The sequence below is a fragment of the Streptomyces sp. NPDC007264 genome (genome assembly GCF_042869095.1).
GTDB lineage: Bacteria > Actinomycetota > Actinomycetes > Streptomycetales > Streptomycetaceae > Streptomyces.
In genome coordinates this window covers 32,725-51,448 of record NZ_JBIAFD010000004.1, presented here as the reverse complement: position 1 = coordinate 51,448, position 18,724 = coordinate 32,725, and the positions used below count along the sequence as shown (strand labels likewise).

Annotated in this window: 16 protein-coding genes; 11 read left to right on the top strand and 5 right to left on the bottom strand. The window is 74.3% G+C overall.

What is annotated here, in order from left to right; translation table 11 throughout:
* Positions 1 to 49: 49 nt before the first annotated feature.
* Positions 50 to 943 carry a sirohydrochlorin chelatase gene (locus tag ACFYMU_RS07445; protein ID WP_388369288.1) on the bottom strand — a complete coding sequence of 298 codons (894 nt, stop codon included), beginning with the start codon at positions 941 to 943 and terminating at the stop codon, positions 50 to 52.
* 231 nt (positions 944 to 1,174) lie between these two features.
* On the opposite strand from ACFYMU_RS07445, the gene ACFYMU_RS07440 reads away from it, so the two are divergent.
* The 3 genes from ACFYMU_RS07440 to ACFYMU_RS07430 all read left to right on the top strand — a co-directional run bounded on the left by ACFYMU_RS07440 (position 1,175) and on the right by ACFYMU_RS07430 (position 5,633).
* Positions 1,175 to 1,870 carry a vancomycin high temperature exclusion protein gene (locus ACFYMU_RS07440; RefSeq protein ID WP_388369286.1) on the top strand — a complete coding sequence of 232 codons (696 nt, stop codon included), beginning with the start codon at positions 1,175 to 1,177 and terminating at the stop codon, positions 1,868 to 1,870.
* Positions 1,871 to 1,872: 2 nt separating this feature from the next.
* Positions 1,873 to 3,342 (top strand): membrane-associated oxidoreductase, encoded by a 1,470-nt coding sequence (locus ACFYMU_RS07435; RefSeq protein ID WP_388369284.1) that lies wholly within the window; start codon positions 1,873 to 1,875, stop codon positions 3,340 to 3,342.
* A 113-nt stretch (positions 3,343 to 3,455) separates the two neighbouring features.
* A complete protein-coding gene (locus tag ACFYMU_RS07430; protein WP_388369281.1) occupies positions 3,456 to 5,633 on the top strand; it encodes a molybdopterin oxidoreductase family protein in 2,178 nt (725 codons plus the stop codon).
* 33 nt (positions 5,634 to 5,666) lie between these two features.
* Here the strand turns inward: ACFYMU_RS07430 and ACFYMU_RS07425 are convergent, their stop codons facing one another.
* Together ACFYMU_RS07425 and ACFYMU_RS07420 are read right to left on the bottom strand one after the other, a co-directional pair.
* Complete coding sequence (locus ACFYMU_RS07425) at positions 5,667 to 6,632, bottom strand: intradiol ring-cleavage dioxygenase (protein WP_388369279.1); 966 nt, start codon at positions 6,630 to 6,632, stop codon at positions 5,667 to 5,669.
* Positions 6,633 to 6,966: 334 nt separating this feature from the next.
* Positions 6,967 to 7,377 (bottom strand): gamma-glutamylcyclotransferase family protein, encoded by a 411-nt coding sequence (locus tag ACFYMU_RS07420; protein WP_388369276.1) that lies wholly within the window; start codon positions 7,375 to 7,377, stop codon positions 6,967 to 6,969.
* A gap of 231 nt (positions 7,378 to 7,608) precedes the next feature.
* On the opposite strand from ACFYMU_RS07420, the gene ACFYMU_RS07415 reads away from it, so the two are divergent.
* Both ACFYMU_RS07415 and ACFYMU_RS07410 read left to right on the top strand, forming a co-directional pair.
* A complete protein-coding gene (locus ACFYMU_RS07415; RefSeq protein WP_388369273.1) occupies positions 7,609 to 9,258 on the top strand; it encodes a M4 family metallopeptidase in 1,650 nt (549 codons plus the stop codon).
* Between the two features lie 183 nt (positions 9,259 to 9,441).
* Positions 9,442 to 10,332 (top strand): aminoglycoside phosphotransferase family protein, encoded by an 891-nt coding sequence (locus ACFYMU_RS07410; RefSeq protein WP_388369271.1) that lies wholly within the window; start codon positions 9,442 to 9,444, stop codon positions 10,330 to 10,332.
* Between the two features lie 204 nt (positions 10,333 to 10,536).
* Here the strand turns inward: ACFYMU_RS07410 and ACFYMU_RS07405 are convergent, their stop codons facing one another.
* Positions 10,537 to 11,154 carry an NADPH-dependent FMN reductase gene (locus tag ACFYMU_RS07405; RefSeq protein ID WP_388369268.1) on the bottom strand — a complete coding sequence of 206 codons (618 nt, stop codon included), beginning with the start codon at positions 11,152 to 11,154 and terminating at the stop codon, positions 10,537 to 10,539.
* Between the two features lie 328 nt (positions 11,155 to 11,482).
* Here ACFYMU_RS07405 and ACFYMU_RS07400 point away from each other — a divergent pair, with 328 nt between their 5' ends.
* Positions 11,483 to 12,007: a hypothetical protein gene (locus tag ACFYMU_RS07400; protein ID WP_388369265.1), complete on the top strand. Its 525-nt coding sequence runs from the start codon at positions 11,483 to 11,485 to the stop codon at positions 12,005 to 12,007.
* A gap of 110 nt (positions 12,008 to 12,117) precedes the next feature.
* Positions 12,118 to 12,804, top strand: a complete 687-nt coding sequence (locus ACFYMU_RS07395) for a class F sortase (RefSeq protein ID WP_388369262.1) — start codon at positions 12,118 to 12,120, stop codon at positions 12,802 to 12,804.
* A 122-nt stretch (positions 12,805 to 12,926) separates the two neighbouring features.
* On the opposite strand, the gene ACFYMU_RS07390 is transcribed toward ACFYMU_RS07395, so the two are convergent.
* Positions 12,927 to 13,709: a sulfite exporter TauE/SafE family protein gene (locus ACFYMU_RS07390; protein ID WP_388369259.1), complete on the bottom strand. Its 783-nt coding sequence runs from the start codon at positions 13,707 to 13,709 to the stop codon at positions 12,927 to 12,929.
* 179 nt (positions 13,710 to 13,888) lie between these two features.
* Between ACFYMU_RS07390 and ACFYMU_RS07385 the strand changes: the two genes are divergently transcribed.
* The 4 genes from ACFYMU_RS07385 to ACFYMU_RS07370 are packed head-to-tail and all read left to right on the top strand — an operon-like array spanning position 13,889 to position 18,720.
* Positions 13,889 to 15,124: an NAD(P)/FAD-dependent oxidoreductase gene (locus ACFYMU_RS07385; RefSeq protein ID WP_388369257.1), complete on the top strand. Its 1,236-nt coding sequence runs from the start codon at positions 13,889 to 13,891 to the stop codon at positions 15,122 to 15,124.
* Positions 15,124 to 17,733: a nitrite reductase large subunit NirB gene (nirB, locus tag ACFYMU_RS07380; RefSeq protein WP_388369254.1), complete on the top strand. Its 2,610-nt coding sequence runs from the start codon at positions 15,124 to 15,126 to the stop codon at positions 17,731 to 17,733. Before ACFYMU_RS07385 ends, nirB begins: the two co-directional genes overlap by 1 nt.
* Complete coding sequence (gene nirD / locus ACFYMU_RS07375) at positions 17,730 to 18,080, top strand: nitrite reductase small subunit NirD (RefSeq protein ID WP_388369251.1); 351 nt, start codon at positions 17,730 to 17,732, stop codon at positions 18,078 to 18,080. The genes nirB and nirD overlap by 4 nt, the downstream gene beginning before the upstream one ends.
* Before the next feature lie 55 nt (positions 18,081 to 18,135).
* Entirely contained in the window at positions 18,136 to 18,720 is a 585-nt protein-coding gene (locus ACFYMU_RS07370) for a TetR/AcrR family transcriptional regulator (protein ID WP_388369249.1), read from the top strand.
* The last annotated feature ends 4 nt before the right edge of the window (positions 18,721 to 18,724 follow it).

Sequence of the window (18,724 nt, the reverse complement as noted above, 5' to 3'; positions counted from 1 at the left end):
TGTCCGCGTCCCCTTCCCGGCGGTGCGTTTCGCGCCGCCCGCCGCCCGCTCAGGCCGAGGCCAGGGCCCCCGCCTCCCGGGCCGCCACCGCCTGGTCGTACCGGTGCAGGACGAGACGGGCCACGGCCGGATGGGCGCCGAGCGGGGCCGCCGCGATCCAGGGGGCGGCCGCCGCGCACTCGGCGGCGAAGCGGCCGGGCGCGGTGAAGTACGACGCGACGGCGACCCGGTGGTGGCCGCGGGCGGTGAGCGCGCGCACCGCGTCCGCCACGGTGGGTGCGGCGGCGGAGGCGTAGGCCGGGAGGACGGGGACGCCGAGGCGTTCGGCCAGGAGCCGGGCGGTGCGGCGGGTGTCGAGGGCGGAGTCCGGGTCGCGGGACCCGGCGGCGGCGAGCACGACCGCGTCGGCTCGGTGCCGGACCTCGCCCGGCCGGGTGCGCCAGCCGGCCTCGACGAGGCGGTCGTGGAGGGTGTCCACGAGCAGCGGGTGCGGCCCGAGCGGGGCGGCCACGCTCGTGTCCGCCCGGGCCGCCGCGGCGGCTTCGGGGATGTCCCGCTTGACGTGGTGACCGCGGCCGAGGAGCAGCGGCACGAGGACGGCGCGGCCGTCGCCCAGGGAGGCCAGGGTGTCGGGCAGCAGGGGATCGTCGAGCTCGATGTGGCCGAGGTGCACGGACAGGTGCGGGCGCAGGTCGCGGACGGTTTCCAGCAGGGCGCGCACGGTGGCCGGGGCGCGCGGGTCGCGGCTGCCGTGCGCGACGAGGACCAGCGAGGGCGGGGCGGGGCGCCGGGCGCCGTTGCGGGAGACGAGGCTGAGCTGCCTGCCGAGCTGGCTGGTGATCCGGTTCATGAGTTGCGCCGTACTGTCGAGGTGGGCGCCGCCGGGGGGCCGGCCGCCGGGGCGGGGGTGGGGCTCGTCGCGAGGAGGGTTCGACGCCGTCATGAACCGATCCTGACGGGGCGAGATTGCCGCGCCGTTGCGCGACCGTGACGGGTGTTTTCCGGGGTTTCACGGCAGGGGGGCGGGGGGTGTGAGGGGGCGCGGGGGTCGTTTCGCGCGCCCCCGCCCGTTCCCCGCGAACCGGATCACCACGCACGGCGTCCTCACTGACGACGCCGACGGCACCCGTGCCGCCGGAACCATCGAAGCCACCGACCTGGGGGACGCGTCCCGATGGGCCTGCCGCGCCTGAGGATCCGCCGACCGAGACTGCCGCGCACGCGCGCCGGGCAGCGCAGGGCCGTGCAGGGGCTGATGCTGCTGTGCGTGCTGGCGCTGCTGCCGGCCACATGGATGTTCGTGGCCACGGACGGCCGGCTGCGCACGGCGTCGGACGTGCCGCGCACGCAGGTCGCCGTCGTCTTCGGAGCCGGTCTGTGGGACGGCGAGCCCTCGCCGTACCTCGCCCGCCGCCTGGACGCGGCGGCCCGGCTGTACCGGGCGGGCCGCATCGAGGTCGTCCTCGTCACCGGCGACAACAGCCGCCGGGACTACGACGAGCCGGACGTGATGCGCGCCTACCTGACCAGGCACGGCGTGCCGGACGGGCGGATCGTGAGCGACTACGCGGGCTTCGACACCTGGGACTCCTGCGTCCGCGCGAAGAAGATCTTCGGCGTGGACCGGGCCGTGCTGATCAGCCAGGGCTTCCACATCCGCCGCGCGGTCGCCCTGTGCCAGGCGGCGGGCGTGACCTCGTACGGCGTCGGGGTCGACGCCGAGCACGACGTGACCTGGTACTACGGCGGCACCCGGGAGGTGTTCGCCGCGGGCAAGGCCGCCCTGGACGCGCTGTTCCACCCGGACCCGACCTTCCTCGGCCCGAAGGAACAAGGCGTCGTGAAAGCGCTCGCGGCGGCACGGGAGTGAGGATGGAGATCACGGATCCGACGCCGGCCGAGCGGCGCGTCCTGGCGGCGTTCCCGCTGGGCGAGGGCGTCGACCTCCGCGACGGCGCCGACGACGACCCGGCGGCGGGCGCGGCCTGGGGCCCGGAGCGGACCGTGCGCGCCGAGGTGCTGCGGGCGCTGCTGCTGGACGGTCCGGTGCGGGAGGGGCGGATCGCCGGGCTGAAGGTGACCGGGGCCCGCGTCACGGGGCGGCTCGACCTCAAGTACGGGACGGTGGCGCACCCCGTCCGGCTGCGGTCCTGCCACTTCGAGGAGGCACCGGACCTGTACGGGGCCCAGGTCCGCGCCCTGGTCCTGAGCGACTCGGTGCTGCCCGGGCTCACGGCGGGCACGCTGCGTGCGGAGGGCGTCGTACGCATCAGCCGCTGCCGCGTCACCGGTCCCGTACGGCTCCAGGGCGCGCGGCTGTCCGGCGCGTTGTTCGCCGACGGGGCGCGGCTCGGCGTCCCCGGCGGGGCCGCCGGGGAACCGGCCCTGCAGCTCAACCACGCGGAGGTGGGCACCGACGTGTGGGCCGTGGGGCTCGTCACCCACGGCACGGTCCTGCTCGGTGGGGCCACGGTCGGCGGGCAGGTGAACCTGAACGAGGCGGAACTGCACGCGCCCGGTGCGACCGCCCTGCACGCCGAGACCCTGGTGGTGGGCACCGACCTGCACGCCATGCGGTTGCGGGCCCGTGGCCGGGTCAACCTCAGTGGCGCCCGCATTCCCCGCCAGCTCGAGTTCGCCCACGCGGGCCTGTCCAACCCGGGCGGCCAGGCCCTGCGCCTGAGCAGCTGCGTGATCGGCGAACTGTGGCTGCGGGGCGCCGCGCCGGTCGAGGGCGTCGTCAACATGCGCCGCGCCCAGGTGGACCTGTTGCACGTGCCGCCCGAGGTGTGGCCCGAGCGGGTCAGCCTCGACGGGCTCAGCTACCGCGCGCTGACCCCCCACCTCCCCGCCGAGCAGCGTCTCCCGCTGCTGGAGCGGGAGGCGGAGGGCTACCTCCCGTACGCGTACGAGCAGTTGGCCGCGGCCTACCGCACGGCGGGAGACGACGCCGGGGCACGCACCGTCCAGCTGGCCAAGCTGCGCCGGCACCGCCGCACCCTGCCGTGGTACGCCCGGCTGTGGGGCCATGTGCAGGACGCGGCGGTCGGCTACGGCTTCCGCCCGATGCGGGCCGCCGGCTGGCTGCTGTTGCTGCTGTGCGTGGGCACCCTGGCCTTCGCCCTGCACCATCCGCCGGCGCTCAAGCCCGGCGAGGCGCCCGCCTTCAACCCGCCCTTCTACACGCTCGACCTGCTGCTGCCGATCATCGGCTTCGGCCAGGAGGGGGCGTTCGCGCCGCGCGGCTGGTACCAGTGGCTGTCGTATCTGCTGATCGCCACCGGCTGGGTGCTGGCAACAACGATCGCGGCGGGCATCACACGCTCGCTGAACCGCCAGTAGGCGGGGCGCCCGGCGGCCTCACGACGGCCGGCGGGCGGCGGGGAGGTCACCGTCCCGGCCGTGTAACAGGGACCGGTCACGGCACGTAACACGGCCGAATCACGCTGATCTGCATGAAGACCACCTCGACGCCCACCCACTGCCCGTACTGCGCCCTGCAGTGCGGGATGAACCTGTCGCCCGCGCCGGAGGGGGGCGTCGAGGTGACCGAGCGCACGGACTTCCCCGTCAACCGGGGCGCGCTGTGCGGCAAGGGCCGTACCGCGCCGGCACTGCTGTCGTCACGGGTGCGGCTGACCTCGCCCTGGGTGCGCTCGGACGGCGTGCTCAGGCCGGCGGGCTGGGACGAGGCCCTGGACCGCGTCGCCGAGGGGCTCGCCCGCACGCGCGCCGAGCACGGTCCCGACGCCCTGGGGGTGTTCGGCGGGGGCGGCCTCACCAATGAGAAGGCGTACGCGCTGGGGAAGTTCGCCCGCGTGGTCCTCGGCACCTCGCAGATCGACTACAACGGGCGGTTCTGCATGTCGTCCGCGGCGGCCGCGGGGGTCAAGGCGTTCGGCCTCGACCGGGGGCTGCCGTTCCCGCTGGAGGACGTTCCGCGCACCGGGTGCGTGATCCTCGTCGGCTCCAACCTCGCCGAGACGATGCCGCCGGCGCTGCGGTACCTGACGGAGCTCAAGGAGAACGGCGGCACGCTGGTCGTCGTGGACCCGCGCCGCACCCGGACCGCCGAGCAGGCGGACCTGCATCTGGCGCCCCGGCCCGGCACGGACCTCGCGCTGGCGCTCGGCCTGCTGCACCTGATCGTCGCCGAGGGACGCACCGACGAGGCGTACCTCCAGGAGCGCACCAGCGGCTGGGAGGAGGCACGGGCGGCGGCGATGGCGTACTGGCCCGAGTACGTGGAGCGGATCACGGGGGTGTCCGTTCCGCAGCTGCGGGAGACGGTGCGGCTGTTCTGCGAGCCGGAGACCGCGATGGTGCTGACCGCCCGCGGGCCCGAGCAGCAGTCCAAGGGTACGGACACGGTGGGCGCGTGGATCAACCTGTGCCTGGCGACCGGCCGGGCGGGCCGTCCGCTCTCCGGCTACGGCTGCCTCACCGGCCAGGGCAACGGACAGGGCGGTCGCGAGCACGGCCAGAAGGCCGACCAGTTGCCCGGCTACCGCAAGCTGACGGATCCCGCGGCACGGCGGCACGTGGCCCGGGTGTGGGGGGTCGACCCGGACACGCTGCCGGGGCCGGGCAGGAGCGCGTACGAACTCCTCGACGCGCTGGGCGGGGACATCCGCTCGCTGCTGCTGATGGGGTCCAACCCGGTGGTGTCGGCCCCGCGCGCCGCCCATGTCGAGGAGCGGCTGCGCGCGCTGGACTTCCTGGCGGTGTGCGACGTGGTCCTCTCCGAGACGGCGGCGCTGGCCGACGTCGTCCTTCCGGTCACGCAGTGGGCGGAGGAGACCGGCACGACGACCAGCCTGGAGGGCCGGGTCCTGCTGCGCCGCCGGGCGATCAGCCCTCCGGAAGGGGTCCGCAGCGACCTGGAGGTACTGCACGGACTGGCCGCCCGCCTGGGCGTGGAGAAGGGCTTCCCCACGGACCCGGAGGAGGTCTTCGGCGAACTCCGCCGCGCCAGCGCCGGGGGCCCGGCGGACTACTCGGGCGTCACCTACCGGCGGCTGGCGGAGGAGAACGGGGTGTTCTGGCCGTGCCCGGGGACGACGGACGACGACCGGCCCGACGACCCGTCGGGCGACGCCGGGCCGCCCTCCGCCGGACCGCCCTCCGCCGGGCCGGTCCATCCGGGCACCCCGCGCCTCTTCCTCGACCGGTTCGCCACCGAGGACGGCCGGGCGCGGTTTGCCGCCGTGTCGTACCGGACCGCCGCCGAGGAACCCGACGCCACGTACCCGGTGCTGCTGACCACCGGGCGGGTCGTCGCGCAGTACCAGTCCGGTGCTCAGACGCGGCGCGTCGAGGAACTCAACGCCGCCGCCCCCGGGCCGTACGTGGAGATGCACCCGCGGCTGGCCGAGCGGCTGGGCGCGGCGGACGGGGACGCGGTCGCCGTGGTGTCGCGGCGCGGGCGGGCCGTCGCGCCCGCGCGGATCAGCCGCGCCATCCGGCCCGACACCGTCTTCATGCCGTTCCACTGGCCGGGCGCAGGCCGCGCCAACACCGTCACCAACCCGGCCCTCGACCCCACCTCCCGCATGCCGGAGTTCAAGGTGTGCGCGGTGCGGCTGGAGCGCGTCGGGCAGGAGGCGGCGGCCGGGCGGGAACGGCGGCCGTGAACCCGGCCGCGGGCGCTTCCATCGCGGGGGCGGCTACCGAGCGGCGGTCCGCGAGGCGCTCGCCGCACTGTCCGGCGGCGGTGTGTACGGGGTCGCGCCGCCGGGCGGAGGGCCCGGCGACGGCGTCTCGGGGAGCCCCTTCGGCGGCGCCGCGCCCGGCGGCGGCAGCGAGGTCTCGCCGCCCGTGCCCGCCCCGGTGCTCTCCCTGGTCGGGTCGATGCCGACCGTCAGTGTGGCGACGAGTCCGCGGACCACGTCCCCGGTGACGTCCATGAGCCCGTCCGGCGCGCCGTCCCCGCGGTACTCCCTGTCCTCGGCGAGAGGGGTGCGCTTCCCGGTGTGCCCGGTGTACGGGGCGGTCGCGTACACGGCGTCGGCGTATCGGTCGGGGACGTAGAGCCGGCCGGTCCAGTTGAGCCGGCCGCCTCCGTAGGTGCGGCCGGTCCTGGCACCGCCGGTGCGCACCTTCACGTGGATGTGGGGGGCGCGGGAGCCGTGCCAGCCGGGGAAGACGGTCGTGAACTCGGCGACGCCGTCGGCACCGGTCGTCTGGTAGCCGCGCAGAAACGTGCGGGGGTCGGCACCGCTGGTGTCGCTGTCCGCGAAGGGCGCCCTGCCGCCGGGGGGCAGTGACGTGTAGCCCGAGTAGTACCCCCAGGCGTCGCAGTGCCAGATCTCCACGGCCGCGTCCGGGAGGAGGGCGCAGGCGTGGGGCTGGTCGCGCACGGTCAGGCGCACCGTGAGCGGGACGCCCTTCTTGCCCTCGGTGACGTCCTTGCGCAGGGGCGCGCCCTCCAGGTAGTAGGGCCCTTCCGAGACGCTCGGGCCGAGCACGCACAGCTCGGCGCCGCGGGCCGCGTCCGGGGCCTTGCCCGCGTCCGGCCCCCGGGGGCCGCGGCCCGGGAAGGAGCAGGAGCCGACGCCGAGTCCCACGACGACTCCGGCCGCGGCGCCCCCCAGGGCGAGCGCACGCCGCCGGGTGATGTCGCTGTCCGTCATGGGCGGGACCCTAGGCGCGGTGGGGCGACCGGGGACGGGGGCGCACGGGGCGGTCGCCCGCACGGGCGACACGGGCGGCCGACCGCCCGCCCACGGCGCCGGGTTCGGCAGGACGACGCGCAGCACGAGGCGGAACGCGCAGCACGAGGCTGACCGCGCAGCACGAGGGTGACCGCGCGGCACGCCGACCGCGACGCACGAGGCGGAACGCGCGACACGCTGAACGCGACGCACCGCACGCGACGCACGACACGCGGTAGGCCGCACACGGCACACGGCACACGGCACACGACCATGCCGCACGCGATGCGGGACGTGTCCGTGCGGCGCGGCCTCAGCGGTGGGCGAGCCAGTCCCCGCCCTCGATCAGCCGGCCGTGCGCCCGCAGCCGCGCCGCCACGGCGGGCGCGGCGACGTACACCCACGCCCGTACCGTGCCGCCGTCCGCCGCCGTCACGTCCCGGGCCACCCGCTCGTACAGGCTGCGCGGATCGCCCGGCACACAGTCCTCCAGCAGGTCGAGGGCGGCGAGCAGTTCCCCGTACGCCTCCGGCCGCGCGGTGACGATCTCGCCGCTGATCGTGCCGCCGGCCTGCTCGACGGCGTACGGGTATCCGGGACCGTCGTAGAGCACGGCGCCCTGCAGCAGCCCCGGTTCCTCGGACCGGGTGCGGCCGCGCAGGAAGAGGTCGTGGTTGTGCTCGCCGGGGCGCAGGGTCCCGTACACGAAGAACGGCAGTCTCACGCGCCTGCTCCTCCGGTGGTCCGGACGGTCCCACCGTTCACCGCAGTCATGGTCGAGCTCATCCGCCCCTCACCCCTCACCGAAGCCTTGCAGAAACGATTCTCACCCCACACACATCTTCGTGAATGCGCTATGGACATGACATGTCATGAACCCTTAAATCGAAGCGACGTCGGGGCCGTCGCCCCCGATTCCCCCCACGCGCTCCCAGGCGCCTCTCCGAGGAGACCGATGAGTCGGATACGGCACATCCGAGATTCCCGTCTCGCCGCGGCCGGTACCGCCGTGGCCACCGCGGCCCTGCTGGCCGCCGCCCTCGCCCCCGCACCCGCCGCCGGCGCGGCCGCGAGACCCAGCCGGGCCACCGCGATCGCCAACGCCACCGCCGTGCTGCGGCAGCAGGCCACCCTGCTGGGCCTGTCCTCCGCGCAGGGCACGACCGTCCGTGACGTCGTCGTCGACGCGGACGGCGGCCAGCACGTGCGCTACGACCGGACGTACCGTCAGCTCCCCGTCCTGGGCGGCGACTTCGTCGTCCACCTCGCCCCGGGCGGTTCCTACCGCGGCGCGGACCGGGCCACCAGGCGCGCCGTCTCCGTGCCCACGACCACCCCCACGGTCAAGGCACCCCGGGCGGCCGATCTGGCCGCCGCCGCGCTGCGCGCCGCGAACGCCGGAGAACTGCTGAAGCGCGTGACCGCCAAGCCGCAGCTCGTCGTCGACGCCCTGCACGGCGCGCCCCGGCTGGCCTGGCGCACCGACGCGGTGGGGCAGGACTCGCTGGGCAACCCGGTCGCCCGCACCGTCCTCACGGACGCCCGCACCGGCCGCCAGATCGACGCGTGGGACAGCATCGAGACGGCGACCGGGGACGGGAAGTCCCTGTACGGCGGCACGGTCCCGCTGGAGACCACGCAGTCCGGGTCCACGTACCAGCTCAAGGACCCCACCCGCGGGAACACGTACACGGGCGACGCCGAGAACAAGACGGACCTGTGCATCTTCGGGATCTGCTTCAGCCGCGCACCCGCCACCCTGTTCACCGACGCCGACAACCACTGGGGCACCGGCACGACCGCGGACCGCTCCTCGGCGGCGGTGGACGCGCAGTACGGGACCGACGAGACGTGGGACTACTACAAGAACGTCCACGGCCGCACCGGCATCGCGGGCGACGGCAAGGGCTCGTACAACCGCGTGCACTACGGGAACAACTACAACAACGCCTTCTGGGACGACAGCTGCTTCTGCATGACGTACGGCGACGGCGACGGGACGACGTTCGGCCCGCTGGTGGCGCTGGACGTGGCCGGCCACGAGATGTCCCACGGCGTGACCTCGACGACCGCGGCGCTGACGTACTCCGGTGAGTCCGGCGGTCTGAACGAGGCGACCTCGGACGTCTTCGGGACGCTGGTCGAGTGGTACGCGAACAACCCCTCGGACCCGGGTGACTACCTCATCGGCGAGAGGATCGTCCGCTCGGGCTTCGGCGAGCCGGCGCTGCGGTACATGGACCAGCCCTCCAGGGACGGGAACTCGGCGGACTGCTGGAGTTCGTCGGTCGGGAACCTCGACGTCCACTACTCGTCGGGCGTCGCCAACCACTTCGCGTACCTGCTCGCGGAGGGCAGCGGCGCGAAGACGCTCAACGGGGTCTCCTACAACTCCCCCACCTGCAACGGCTCCACGGTGACGGGCATCGGCCGCGACAAGCTCGGCAAGATCTGGTACCGGGCCCTGACGGTCTACATGACCTCGTCGACGAACTACGCGGGCGCGCGGACGGCGACGCTGAACGCCGCGAAGGACCTCTACGGCGCGGGCAGCGCGGAGTACAACGCCGTGGCGGCGGCGTGGAGCGCGGTGAACGTCGGCTGAGCGAAAAGCCGTGGCGATGCGGGTGCCGGGGCGCCTAGGCTCCGGCACCCGGCTGTTTGACGGTCCAGCTGTCCGGCCATCCGGCCATCCGGCCATCCGGCTGTTTGACTGTCCAGCTGTCCGGCTGTCCGGCCGCCCGACTCACCCGCCCGGCCCCGGCGCCGGACCGACGCACAGAGGTCCATGCCCACCGCGAAGATGCACCCCGACGAACTGGACGTCGACAGCGCGCTGGTGCGCCGGCTGATCGCGGAGCAGTTCCCGCGGTGGGCCGGGCTGCCCGTCACCGAGGTGCCCTCCGCGGGGACGGACAACGCCATGTTCCGGCTGGGCGACGACATGGTCGTGCGCCTGCCCAGGCGGCCCGACGGGGCCCGGCAGGTGGCCAAGGAGCAGCGCTGGCTGCCGCGGCTCGCCCCACGGCTGCCGCTGGCCGTCCCGGTGCCGCTCGGCAGGGGCGAGCCGGCACCCGGGTACGAACAGCCGTGGTCGGTGCTGCGCTGGCTGCCCGGTGAGAACGCCTACGACGCACCCGTCGCCGATCCCGCCCGCGCCGCCGTGGACCTGGGCCGCTTCGTGGTGGCGCTGCGCGGAGCCGACGCCACCGGCGGTCCGGCGTCCTGGCGCGGCGGCCCGGTGGCGGCGAACGACCCGTACGTCCGCGCCGCGATCCGCGACCTCGGCGCGGACGGCACCGTGGACGCGGCCGCCGCGACCGCACTCTGGGAGGAGGTCGTCCGGCTTCCCCAGTGGGACGGCGAGCCGGTCTGGCTGCACGGCGACCTGCTGCCCGGGAACCTGCTCACCGAGGCGGGCCGGCTCACCGCGGTGATCGACTTCGGTGGCCTGGGAGTGGGCGACCCGGCGGCCGACACGCTGGCCGCGTGGACGGTCCTCACGTCCGGCACGCGTGAACCGTTCCGCGAGGCGGTCGAGGTCGACGACGCGACATGGGCGCGGGGGCGGGGCTGGGCGCTGTGCTTCGGCCTGACGGCGGAGCACTACTACCGGGAGACGAATCCGGTCCTGGCCGCGGTGGGCCACCGCGCGGTCACGGAGGCACTCGCCGACTGAGGCCGGGACGGCCGCGGCTGCGGCGGCGGCTGCGGCTGCGGCTGCGGCTGCGGCTGCTGCCCCCGGAACGACGACGGTCGGCGTGTCCGTCCCACGTCCGGGGGCCGTGGCGAGGTCCTGCCAAGGGTCCGCGTGGGACGGATCCGCCCCTCACGGGCGCCTTCCCGCACCGGCCCGGCGGCGACGCCGTGACCGCCGCGCCGGCTACCCCCCGTACGGCCGCCTCTCCTTCGCCTCGCGCAACGCCTGTGCCCACCAGACCAGTTGGTCCAGCATCACCTTGGCCGCCGCGGTGGGGCCGGACGTGTCGCGCGGGTGGCCCGCCTCGTCGAAGGCGGCGCGGCCGCCGTGGAAGGACACCGTGTCCCGCACCGTCACCGCGTGGAGCTCCGCGAAGACCTGGCGGAGGTGTTCCACCGCGCGCAGGCCGCCGGACATGCCGCCGTAGGAGACGAGGGCGACGGGCTTGGCGCGCCACTCGGTGTAGTGCCAGTCGATGAGGTTCTTCAGGCCGGCCGGGAAGGAGTGGTTGTACTCGGGGGTGAGGACGACGAACGCGTCGGCGCCGGCGAGTTTCGGGCTGACCCCGGCGAGCGCGGCCGTCGCCTCCGGTGACGGGGCCAGGGTCGTGGGCAGCGGGATCTCGGCCACGTCCACGACGACGGGCACGAGGTCGTCCCGTTCGCGGAGGCGATCGAGCAGCCACTCGGCGACGACGGGGCCGAAGCGGCCGTGCCGGTTGCTGCCGATCACGACGGCGACGCGCACGGCGGTGAGGGCGGCGGCGGGGGCGGAAGCGGAGACATCCGTGGCTGTGGTCATGACGCACAGCCTCATACCTCAACCTTTGTTGAGGTCAAGTCGTGTCCCGCGCTTCCGCCGCGCCGCCCCGGTCACCCGTTCACGGCCCGCGGCTCCCCCCTTCGGGCCCCCTCCCGCGCCCCCCGACGCCCGTACGGCGATGACCTGCTGAAAGGCCGTCGGGACCGCCCGGACGGGCCAGTCCCGGGACACCCGTTCACCGTACGTCCGACGGCATGTCGGCAAGCGGGCGCGCCCGCTTGCCACTTACCTCGACAGAGCAGGGGCACGACCGACGCAGCGGCACACTGGGGGTGCCGCGGGCCGTGCCCTCCCGGAGGTGCACCCCATGCGACGTACGTCCCGTCTGCTGACCGATGCCGCGCTCGCCGTCGCGGCGGGCCTCGTGGCGGCCGTACCCGCGCACGCCGGTGACACCCGAGGGCTGGAGGTCTTCCCCGCCACCGTCGCACCCGGGAGCGAGGTCACCGTCAACACGGCGGCGTGCGGGTCGGACGGCTCGGCGGCGGGCGACGCCACCGCGGTCGGCGCCGGCGCCTTCGCGCTCGCCCCCAGCACGCATGAACAGGACGCGATCGGGCGGTTCCGGGTGCCGCCGGGCGCACAGCCGGGCACCTACGAGATCGTCGCGAAGTGCTCCGGCGGCCGGCACACGAAGGTGACGGGCGACCTGAAGGTGACCCTCGCCGCGGCCGACGACCGGACGCGGCCGCGAGGAAGCGTGAAGACGGGGGTCGGTGGCGCACTCGGCCCCGACCCCGTGCGGACCGCGGCCGGTGTGGCGGCTCTCGCCGTCGCCGCCGCGGGCGGTACCTGGCTCCTGCATCGCCGTGCGAGAGGCGACGGGATGTGACGGACGTCCTCCGCCGTCCGTCCGCCGGTACCGCCGTCCCCTCCCCCTCCGGGTCCGATGCCCCTCGCGGCCCGGAGGGGGTCCGGAAGGCGCCCCCGGCCGGGCCTGGGATGCCGGGCCCGGCATCCACGAAGGAGGCTCACGTGCGCAAGGCCGGCAGGCCCGGCACCGTCGGCGACGCCGCCATAGCGTCCGTCACCGTGGTCGCCCTGTGTTCCGGCGGGTGGCTGCTCGGCAGCGGCTCACCGTCGCATCCGCCACCGCAGCCGTCGGCCGCTCAGGCGGCCTCGGACCCCGATCGCGAGGGGTCCGCCACCTCCCCGCTGCCGCCCTCGCCGCCCGTCCGGATCCGGATACCCGCGATCCGCGTCGACGCCCCCCTGACCGGGCTGGGCCTGACCGACAGCGGCGGCCTGGATGCCCCGCCCACGGAGGAGACGAACCTGGCGGGCTGGTACGAGGCCGGCACCAAGCCCGGCGAGACGGGCACCGCGATCGTCGCCGGGCATGTGGACAACGACAGGGGCCCGGCCGTGTTCTACGACCTCGGCGCCCTGGCGAAGGGCAGCACCGTCGAGGTCGACCGCCGTGACCGCTCGACGGCCGTGTTCACGGTGGACGCGGTGGAGGTCTACGAGGCGAAGAGCTTTCCCAACGACAGGGTCTACGGGGCGGCGCACCGCCCCGAACTACGGGTGATCACCTGTGGGGGCGGCTATTCGAAGGCGACGGGCTACCAGGGCAACGTGGTCGTCTTCGCGCACCTCACCGCCGTACGCCTACCCGCCGCACCCTGACCCGCCGTACACCGGCCGGCCGCACCTTGACCCGCCGCACCCTGACCCGCCGTACGCCGACCGGCCGCCCCCCGACCCGCGGCCCCGGACGCCGCCCCGCTCCCCGGTGCGCCGCTCCCCTCTCAGGCCACCCACTGCTGGTAGGCCAGGTTCGCGACCAGCGCGAAGACCACCGTCAGCAGCACGATGCGGACGAACCCGCTGCCCTTCTTCAGCGCGGTGCGCGCCCCGACGGTGCCGCCGGCCAGGTTGAAGAGGGCCATCAGCACGGCCAGCTGCCAGAAGACGGTGCCCTTCCAGGCGAAGGTGGCGAGGGCGCCGGCGTTGGTGCAGCAGTTGACGATCTTGGCGGTGGCGGAGGCCGTCACCAGGTCGAGGTGCAGGACGGCGGTGAGCGCCAGCACGAGGAACGTGCCCGTGCCGGGGCCGACGAGACCGTCGTAGAAGCCGATGCCGAGACCGGCGAGCCCGATCGCGGCGAGCACACGCCGCGCGGAGACCGGCGCGGTCGAGGGGGCGGTGCCGAACGCGGGCCGCAGGATCACGAAGGTGCCCACCCCGAGCAGTACGACCATGACGACCGGCTTGAGGACGTCCGTGCTCATCCCCGCCGCCACGAACGCCCCGGCCGTGGACCCGGCGAGGGCCGCCAGTCCGATCCGCACCGCCGTGCCCACGTCGACCGGTGTCCTGCGCGCGTACGTCACGGCCGCGCCCGTGGTGCCGACGATCGCGACGGCCTTGTTGGTGCCGAGGGCGTACGTCGCCGGGGTGCCGCCGGGCAGGCCGAGCAGCAGCGCGGGCAGCAGCACAAGCCCGCCGCCGCCCACCACGGCGTCGATCCAGCCGGCCGCGAGAGCGGTGAGGCAGAGGACGACAGTCATGGTCAGCGATATGTCGGGCATGATCGCGACCCTAGGGAGGGGACGGATGCGCCGTCCATCGACCTGAGGGTCTTCTGAGGTTCGCGCGGACCGCGGATCTCCGTCCTCACACCCCGGCCCCGGGTCGGCTGAGGGCAGCGTTCCCCGTGGGAAACAGTCGTGATGCGGCCGGGTAACGTCGGCATCGCACGCTGCGTTGCATGACCTCGAATACGCGTGTGGTGGTGATCGGCGCCGGACTCGCGGGCGCCCGTCTCGCCCGGCGGCTCGGCGAGCTCGGTAGGCCCGCCCTGCTCGTCGGGGAGGAGGAGCACGCCCCCTACAACCGTGTCCTGCTCGCCGACGTCCTGGCCGGCCGCTACGCCCCCGAGGTGATCTCCCTCCCGGCCCCGGAGCGCCTCGTGCGCGCCCGGGTGACCCGGATCGACCGCGCGGCCCGCGCGCTCCACTGCCACGACGGCTCGCTGATCGCATACGACACGCTCGTGCTGGCCACCGGCTCGAACCCGGTGCTGCCGCCCCTGCGCGGTCTGCTCACCCCGGACCGGCGCGAACTGCCGGAAGGCGTCCACGCGTTCCGCACGATGGACGACTGCCTGGGCCTCGCCAAGGCGGTCCGCGAGGGGGTGCGCGCCGTCGTCATCGGCGGGGGACTGCTCGGCGTCTCCGCCGCCCGCGCGCTCGCCGCCCGCGGCGCCCAGGTGGTGCTCGCCCAGCAGGCCGAGCGCCTGATGGAGCGCCAGCTCGACCCGTCCGCCTCCCGGCTGGTGCACCGCCACCTCACCGGCCTGGGCGTCGAGGTCCACACCGAGACCCGGGTCCGCGGGGTGCGCACGCTCGGCGGCGCGGTCCGGTCCGTGGAGATGGCCGACGGCTACGCCCTCGACACCGACCTCGTCGTGCTGGCCTGCGGGGTGCACCCCCGGGTGGGCCTGGCCCACGAGGCCGGCCTGGCCGTCCACAAGGGCGTCCTCGTCGACGACGAACTGCGCACCTCGGACCCGCGCATCCGGGCGATCGGCGACTGCACCCAGTACGCCGGCACCGTGTACGGGCTCGCCGCCCCGGCCCTGGAACAGGCCGACGTGCTCGCCGAACTGATCGCGAGCGAGGCCGGCGGTGTCGGCGACCCCGCCGCCCGCTACACCGGAACCCGGTCCCTGACCCGGCTCACCCTCGCCGGGCAGGACATCCTCGACCTCGCCGCCTTCGGCGAGACGGACCCCCGCCCCGGCGACGACGTCGTGCAGCTCACCGACGCCACCCGCGGCACCTACCGCAAGGTCGTCGTGCGCGAGGACCGCCTGGTCGGCGGCGTGCTCGTCGGCGAACTCGGCACCGTCGGCGCGCTCGCCCGCGCCTGGGAGGGAGCAGAGCCGCTCCCCGTGGACGGTGCCCCGCTGCTCCACCTGATCACCAACGATGGAGGCTCCTGATGTCCACGACCGCACTGGTGGGGACCGGCCCCCGCCCCACGATCGTGCTCGTCGGCCACGGCATGGTCGGCCAGCGCTTCCTCGAAGCGCTCGCCGAGCGCGGCCTGACCGCCACGCACCGCGTGGTCGTGCTCTGTGAGGAACCGCGCCCCGCCTACGACCGGGTCCGGCTCACCTCGTACTTCTCGGGCACCACACCCGAGGAACTGTCCATGACGGACGAGGAGTTCATCAAGGCGCAGGGAATCGAACTGCACATCGGCGACCCGGCGGAGACGATCGACCGGGACGCCCGCACGGTGACCGCGCGCTCCGGGCTCACCGTCGCCTACGACACGCTCGTGCTCGCCACCGGCTCGTACCCCTTCGTGCCGCCGGTGCCCGGCAAGGACGCCGCGGGCTGCTTCGTCTACCGCACGATCGAGGACCTGCTCGCCATCGAGGAGTACGCGAAGACGCGGGCCGCCACTGGCGCCGTGGTCGGCGGCGGTCTGCTCGGGCTGGAGGCGGCCGGCGCGCTCAAGGGCCTCGGACTGGCCACGCACATCGTGGAGTTCGCGCCGCGCCTGATGCCGGTGCAGGTCGACGAGGGCGGTGGTGCGGCGCTGCTGCGCACCATCGAGGAGATGGGCCTGACCGTGCACACCGGCACCGGCACCCAGGAGATCGTCGCGGGCGGGGACGGCGCGGTGACAGGCATGAAGCTGTCCGACGGGTCCGAACTCGCCACGGACATGGTGGTCTTCTCCGCCGGGGTGCGCCCCCGCGACCAACTCGCCCGCGCCTGCGGGCTCGCCGTCGGCGAGCGCGGCGGCGTCACGGTGGACGAGCAGTGCCGCACCGTCTCCGACCCGCACGTCTTCGCGATCGGCGAGTGCGCGCTGGCGTCGGACGGGCGGGTGTACGGCCTGGTCGCACCCGGTTACGAGATGGCCGAGACGGCCGCGGCCACGATCGCCGCCGACGAGGCCGCGTTCACCGGCGCGGACCTGTCCACCAAGCTGAAGCTGCTCGGTGTCGACGTGGCCTCCTTCGGCGACGCGCACGGCGCCACCGCGGACTGCCTCGACGTCGTCTACGCGGACTCGCGCTCGGGCACGTACAAGAAGCTCGTCATCGGCCGCGACGGCGAACTGCTCGGCGGCATCCTGGTCGGCGACGCGGACGCCTACGGCACGCTGCGCGCGCTCACCGGGTCCGTACCGCCCGTCGCGCCCGAGCAGCTGGTGCTGCCCGCGGGGGCCGGCGCCCCGGCGCAGCTCGGGCCCTCGGCGCTGCCGGACGAGGCCGTCATCTGCTCCTGCCACAACGTCACCAAGGGCACGATCCGCGGCGCGGTCACCGAGCACAGCTGCACCACCGTGCCCGAGGTGAAGAAGTGCACCAAGGCCGGTACGGGCTGCGGCAGTTGCGTCAAGGTGCTCACCCAGTTGGTCAACGACGAGCTGGAGGCGAGCGGAGTCGAGGTCGACAAGGGCCTGTGCGGCTGCTTCACGCAGACCCGTGAGGAGCTGTACGAGATCGTCCTCGCCCTGCGCATCACCTCCTACCGGCAACTGCTCGACCGCTACGGGCGCGAGGACGCGCGCGGCGGTGAGGGCTGCGAGATCTGCAAGCCGGCGATCGCCTCGGTCATCGCCTCGCTCGCCCCGGCGATCGGCGCCGACGGCTACGTCCTGGAGGGCGAGCAGGCGGCCCTCCAGGACACCAACGACCACTTCCTGGCCAACCTGCAGAAGAACGGCTCGTACTCGGTCGTGCCGCGCATCCCCGGCGGTGAGATCACCCCGGAGAAGCTGATCGTGATCGGGGAGATCGCCCGGGACTTCGGCCTCTACACGAAGATCACCGGCGGTCAGCGGATCGACATGTTCGGCGCCCGGGTGGAGCAACTCCCCCTGATCTGGACGCGGCTGGTGGACGCGGGCTTCGAGTCGGGCCACGCCTACGGCAAGGCGCTGCGCACGGTGAAGTCCTGCGTGGGCCACACCTGGTGCCGCTACGGCGTCCAGGACTCCGTCCGCATGGCGATCGACCTGGAGCTGCGCTACCGGGGGCTGAGGTCCCCGCACAAGCTGAAGTCGGCCGTGTCCGGCTGCGCCCGCGAGTGCGCCGAGGCCCAGTCGAAGGACTTCGGGGTGATCGCCACGGCGGGCGGCTGGAACCTGTACGTCGGAGGCAACGGCGGCGCCACCCCGCGCCACGCGGACCTGCTGGCCCAGGACCTGTCCGACGCCGAACTCGTCCGCCTGATCGACCGGTTCCTGATGTTCTACATCCGCACGGCCGACCGCCTGGAGCGCACCTCGGTGTGGCTGGAGCGGATCCCGGGCGGCCTGGACCATGTGCGCGACGTGATCGTCCATGACTCGCTCGGCATCTGCGCGGAGCTGGAGTCCCTGATGGCGGCCCATGTCGCGGGCTACCGCGACGAGTGGGCCGAGACCATCGACGACCCCGAGAAGCTCGCCCGGTTCGTGTCCTTCGTCAACGCCCCCGACACCCCCGATCCGGTCGTCGGCTTCGTCCCCGAGCGCGACCAGATCAAGCCCGACCTGCCGCTGCTGACCATCGGCACCCGTCCCCTGGAAGGAAGCGCCTCACGATGACGCTGGCACCCGAGAAGCTCGACCTGAGGATCGAACTACGGTTGCACAACGGCTGGCTGACGGTCTGTGACCTGTCCCGGCTGGTCCCGGGCCGCGGGGTCGCGGCCCTGCTGCCGGACGGCCGCCAGGCCGCCGTCTTCCTCGACCGTGCGGGCCGTGTCCACGCGATCGACAACCGGGACCCGTTCACCGGTGCCGCCGTGCTCTCCCGCGGCCTGACCGGCACCCACCGGGGCCGCCCGTTCGTCGCCTCCCCGCTGCTCAAGCAGCGCTTCGACCTGGAGACGGGGCAGTGCCTGGACGACGAGACGGTGCGGGTGACGGTGCACGAGGTGCGGACCGCCTAGCCGAACCACCCGACCTAACTTGACCGATCATTCCGGAAAAGCCTAGGCTCCCCGCGTGGCCAGGACCAAGGAATTCGATCCGGACGCCGCGCTGCAGTCGGCCCTGGAGCTGTTCTGGCGGCACGGCTACGAGGCGACGTCGATGGCCGACCTCGTCGCGCACCTCGGCATCGGGCGGGCCAGCATCTACGCGACCTTCGGCAGCAAGCACGAGCTGTATCTGAGGGCACTGGACCGCTACCGGGAGACGCGGGACCCGCTGCTGCTGCACGAGTTGTCGCAGCCGGGTCCCGCACTGCCCGCCGTACGGGCGGTGGTGCGCCGGTTCGCCGCCGAGGCGGCCACCGACGGCGCCCGGCTGACCGGCTGCTTCGTCACCAACACGGCGGCCGAACTGGCCCCGCACGACCCGGCCGCCGCCCGCCGGGTCGAGTTGAGCTGGGATCACGTCGAGACCCTGCTGCACTCCGCGCTCGTCCGCGCCCGCGCCCAGGGCGAACTGCCCGCCGGCCGCGACCCGCGCGCGCTCGCCCGCATGCTGCTGGTGCTGATGCAGGGCCTGCGGGTGGTCGGCAAGGCGTCGCCGGACCCGGCCCGCGTACGGGACGCGGCGGAGCAGGCGCTGGCGCTGCTCGACTGAGCGG

What these genes read in the sequence shown, in the direction of transcription:
- ACFYMU_RS07445 (WP_388369288.1), bottom strand. Translation starts at nt 943, where the DNA reads ATGACGGCGTCGAACCCTCCTCGCGACGAGCCCCACCCCCGCCCCGGC.
- ACFYMU_RS07440 (WP_388369286.1), top strand. Translation starts at nt 1,175, where the DNA reads ATGGGCCTGCCGCGCCTGAGGATCCGCCGACCGAGACTGCCGCGCACG.
- ACFYMU_RS07435 (WP_388369284.1), top strand. Translation starts at nt 1,873, where the DNA reads ATGGAGATCACGGATCCGACGCCGGCCGAGCGGCGCGTCCTGGCGGCG.
- ACFYMU_RS07430 (WP_388369281.1), top strand. Translation starts at nt 3,456, where the DNA reads ATGAAGACCACCTCGACGCCCACCCACTGCCCGTACTGCGCCCTGCAG.
- ACFYMU_RS07425 (WP_388369279.1), bottom strand. Translation starts at nt 6,632, where the DNA reads ATGACGGACAGCGACATCACCCGGCGGCGTGCGCTCGCCCTGGGGGGC.
- ACFYMU_RS07415 (WP_388369273.1), top strand. Translation starts at nt 7,609, where the DNA reads ATGAGTCGGATACGGCACATCCGAGATTCCCGTCTCGCCGCGGCCGGT.
- ACFYMU_RS07410 (WP_388369271.1), top strand. Translation starts at nt 9,442, where the DNA reads ATGCCCACCGCGAAGATGCACCCCGACGAACTGGACGTCGACAGCGCG.
- ACFYMU_RS07405 (WP_388369268.1), bottom strand. Translation starts at nt 11,154, where the DNA reads ATGACCACAGCCACGGATGTCTCCGCTTCCGCCCCCGCCGCCGCCCTC.
- ACFYMU_RS07400 (WP_388369265.1), top strand. Translation starts at nt 11,483, where the DNA reads ATGCGACGTACGTCCCGTCTGCTGACCGATGCCGCGCTCGCCGTCGCG.
- ACFYMU_RS07395 (WP_388369262.1), top strand. Translation starts at nt 12,118, where the DNA reads ATGCCGGGCCCGGCATCCACGAAGGAGGCTCACGTGCGCAAGGCCGGC.
- ACFYMU_RS07390 (WP_388369259.1), bottom strand. Translation starts at nt 13,709, where the DNA reads ATGCCCGACATATCGCTGACCATGACTGTCGTCCTCTGCCTCACCGCT.
- ACFYMU_RS07385 (WP_388369257.1), top strand. Translation starts at nt 13,889, where the DNA reads ATGACCTCGAATACGCGTGTGGTGGTGATCGGCGCCGGACTCGCGGGC.
- nirB (WP_388369254.1), top strand. Translation starts at nt 15,124, where the DNA reads ATGTCCACGACCGCACTGGTGGGGACCGGCCCCCGCCCCACGATCGTG.
- nirD (WP_388369251.1), top strand. Translation starts at nt 17,730, where the DNA reads ATGACGCTGGCACCCGAGAAGCTCGACCTGAGGATCGAACTACGGTTG.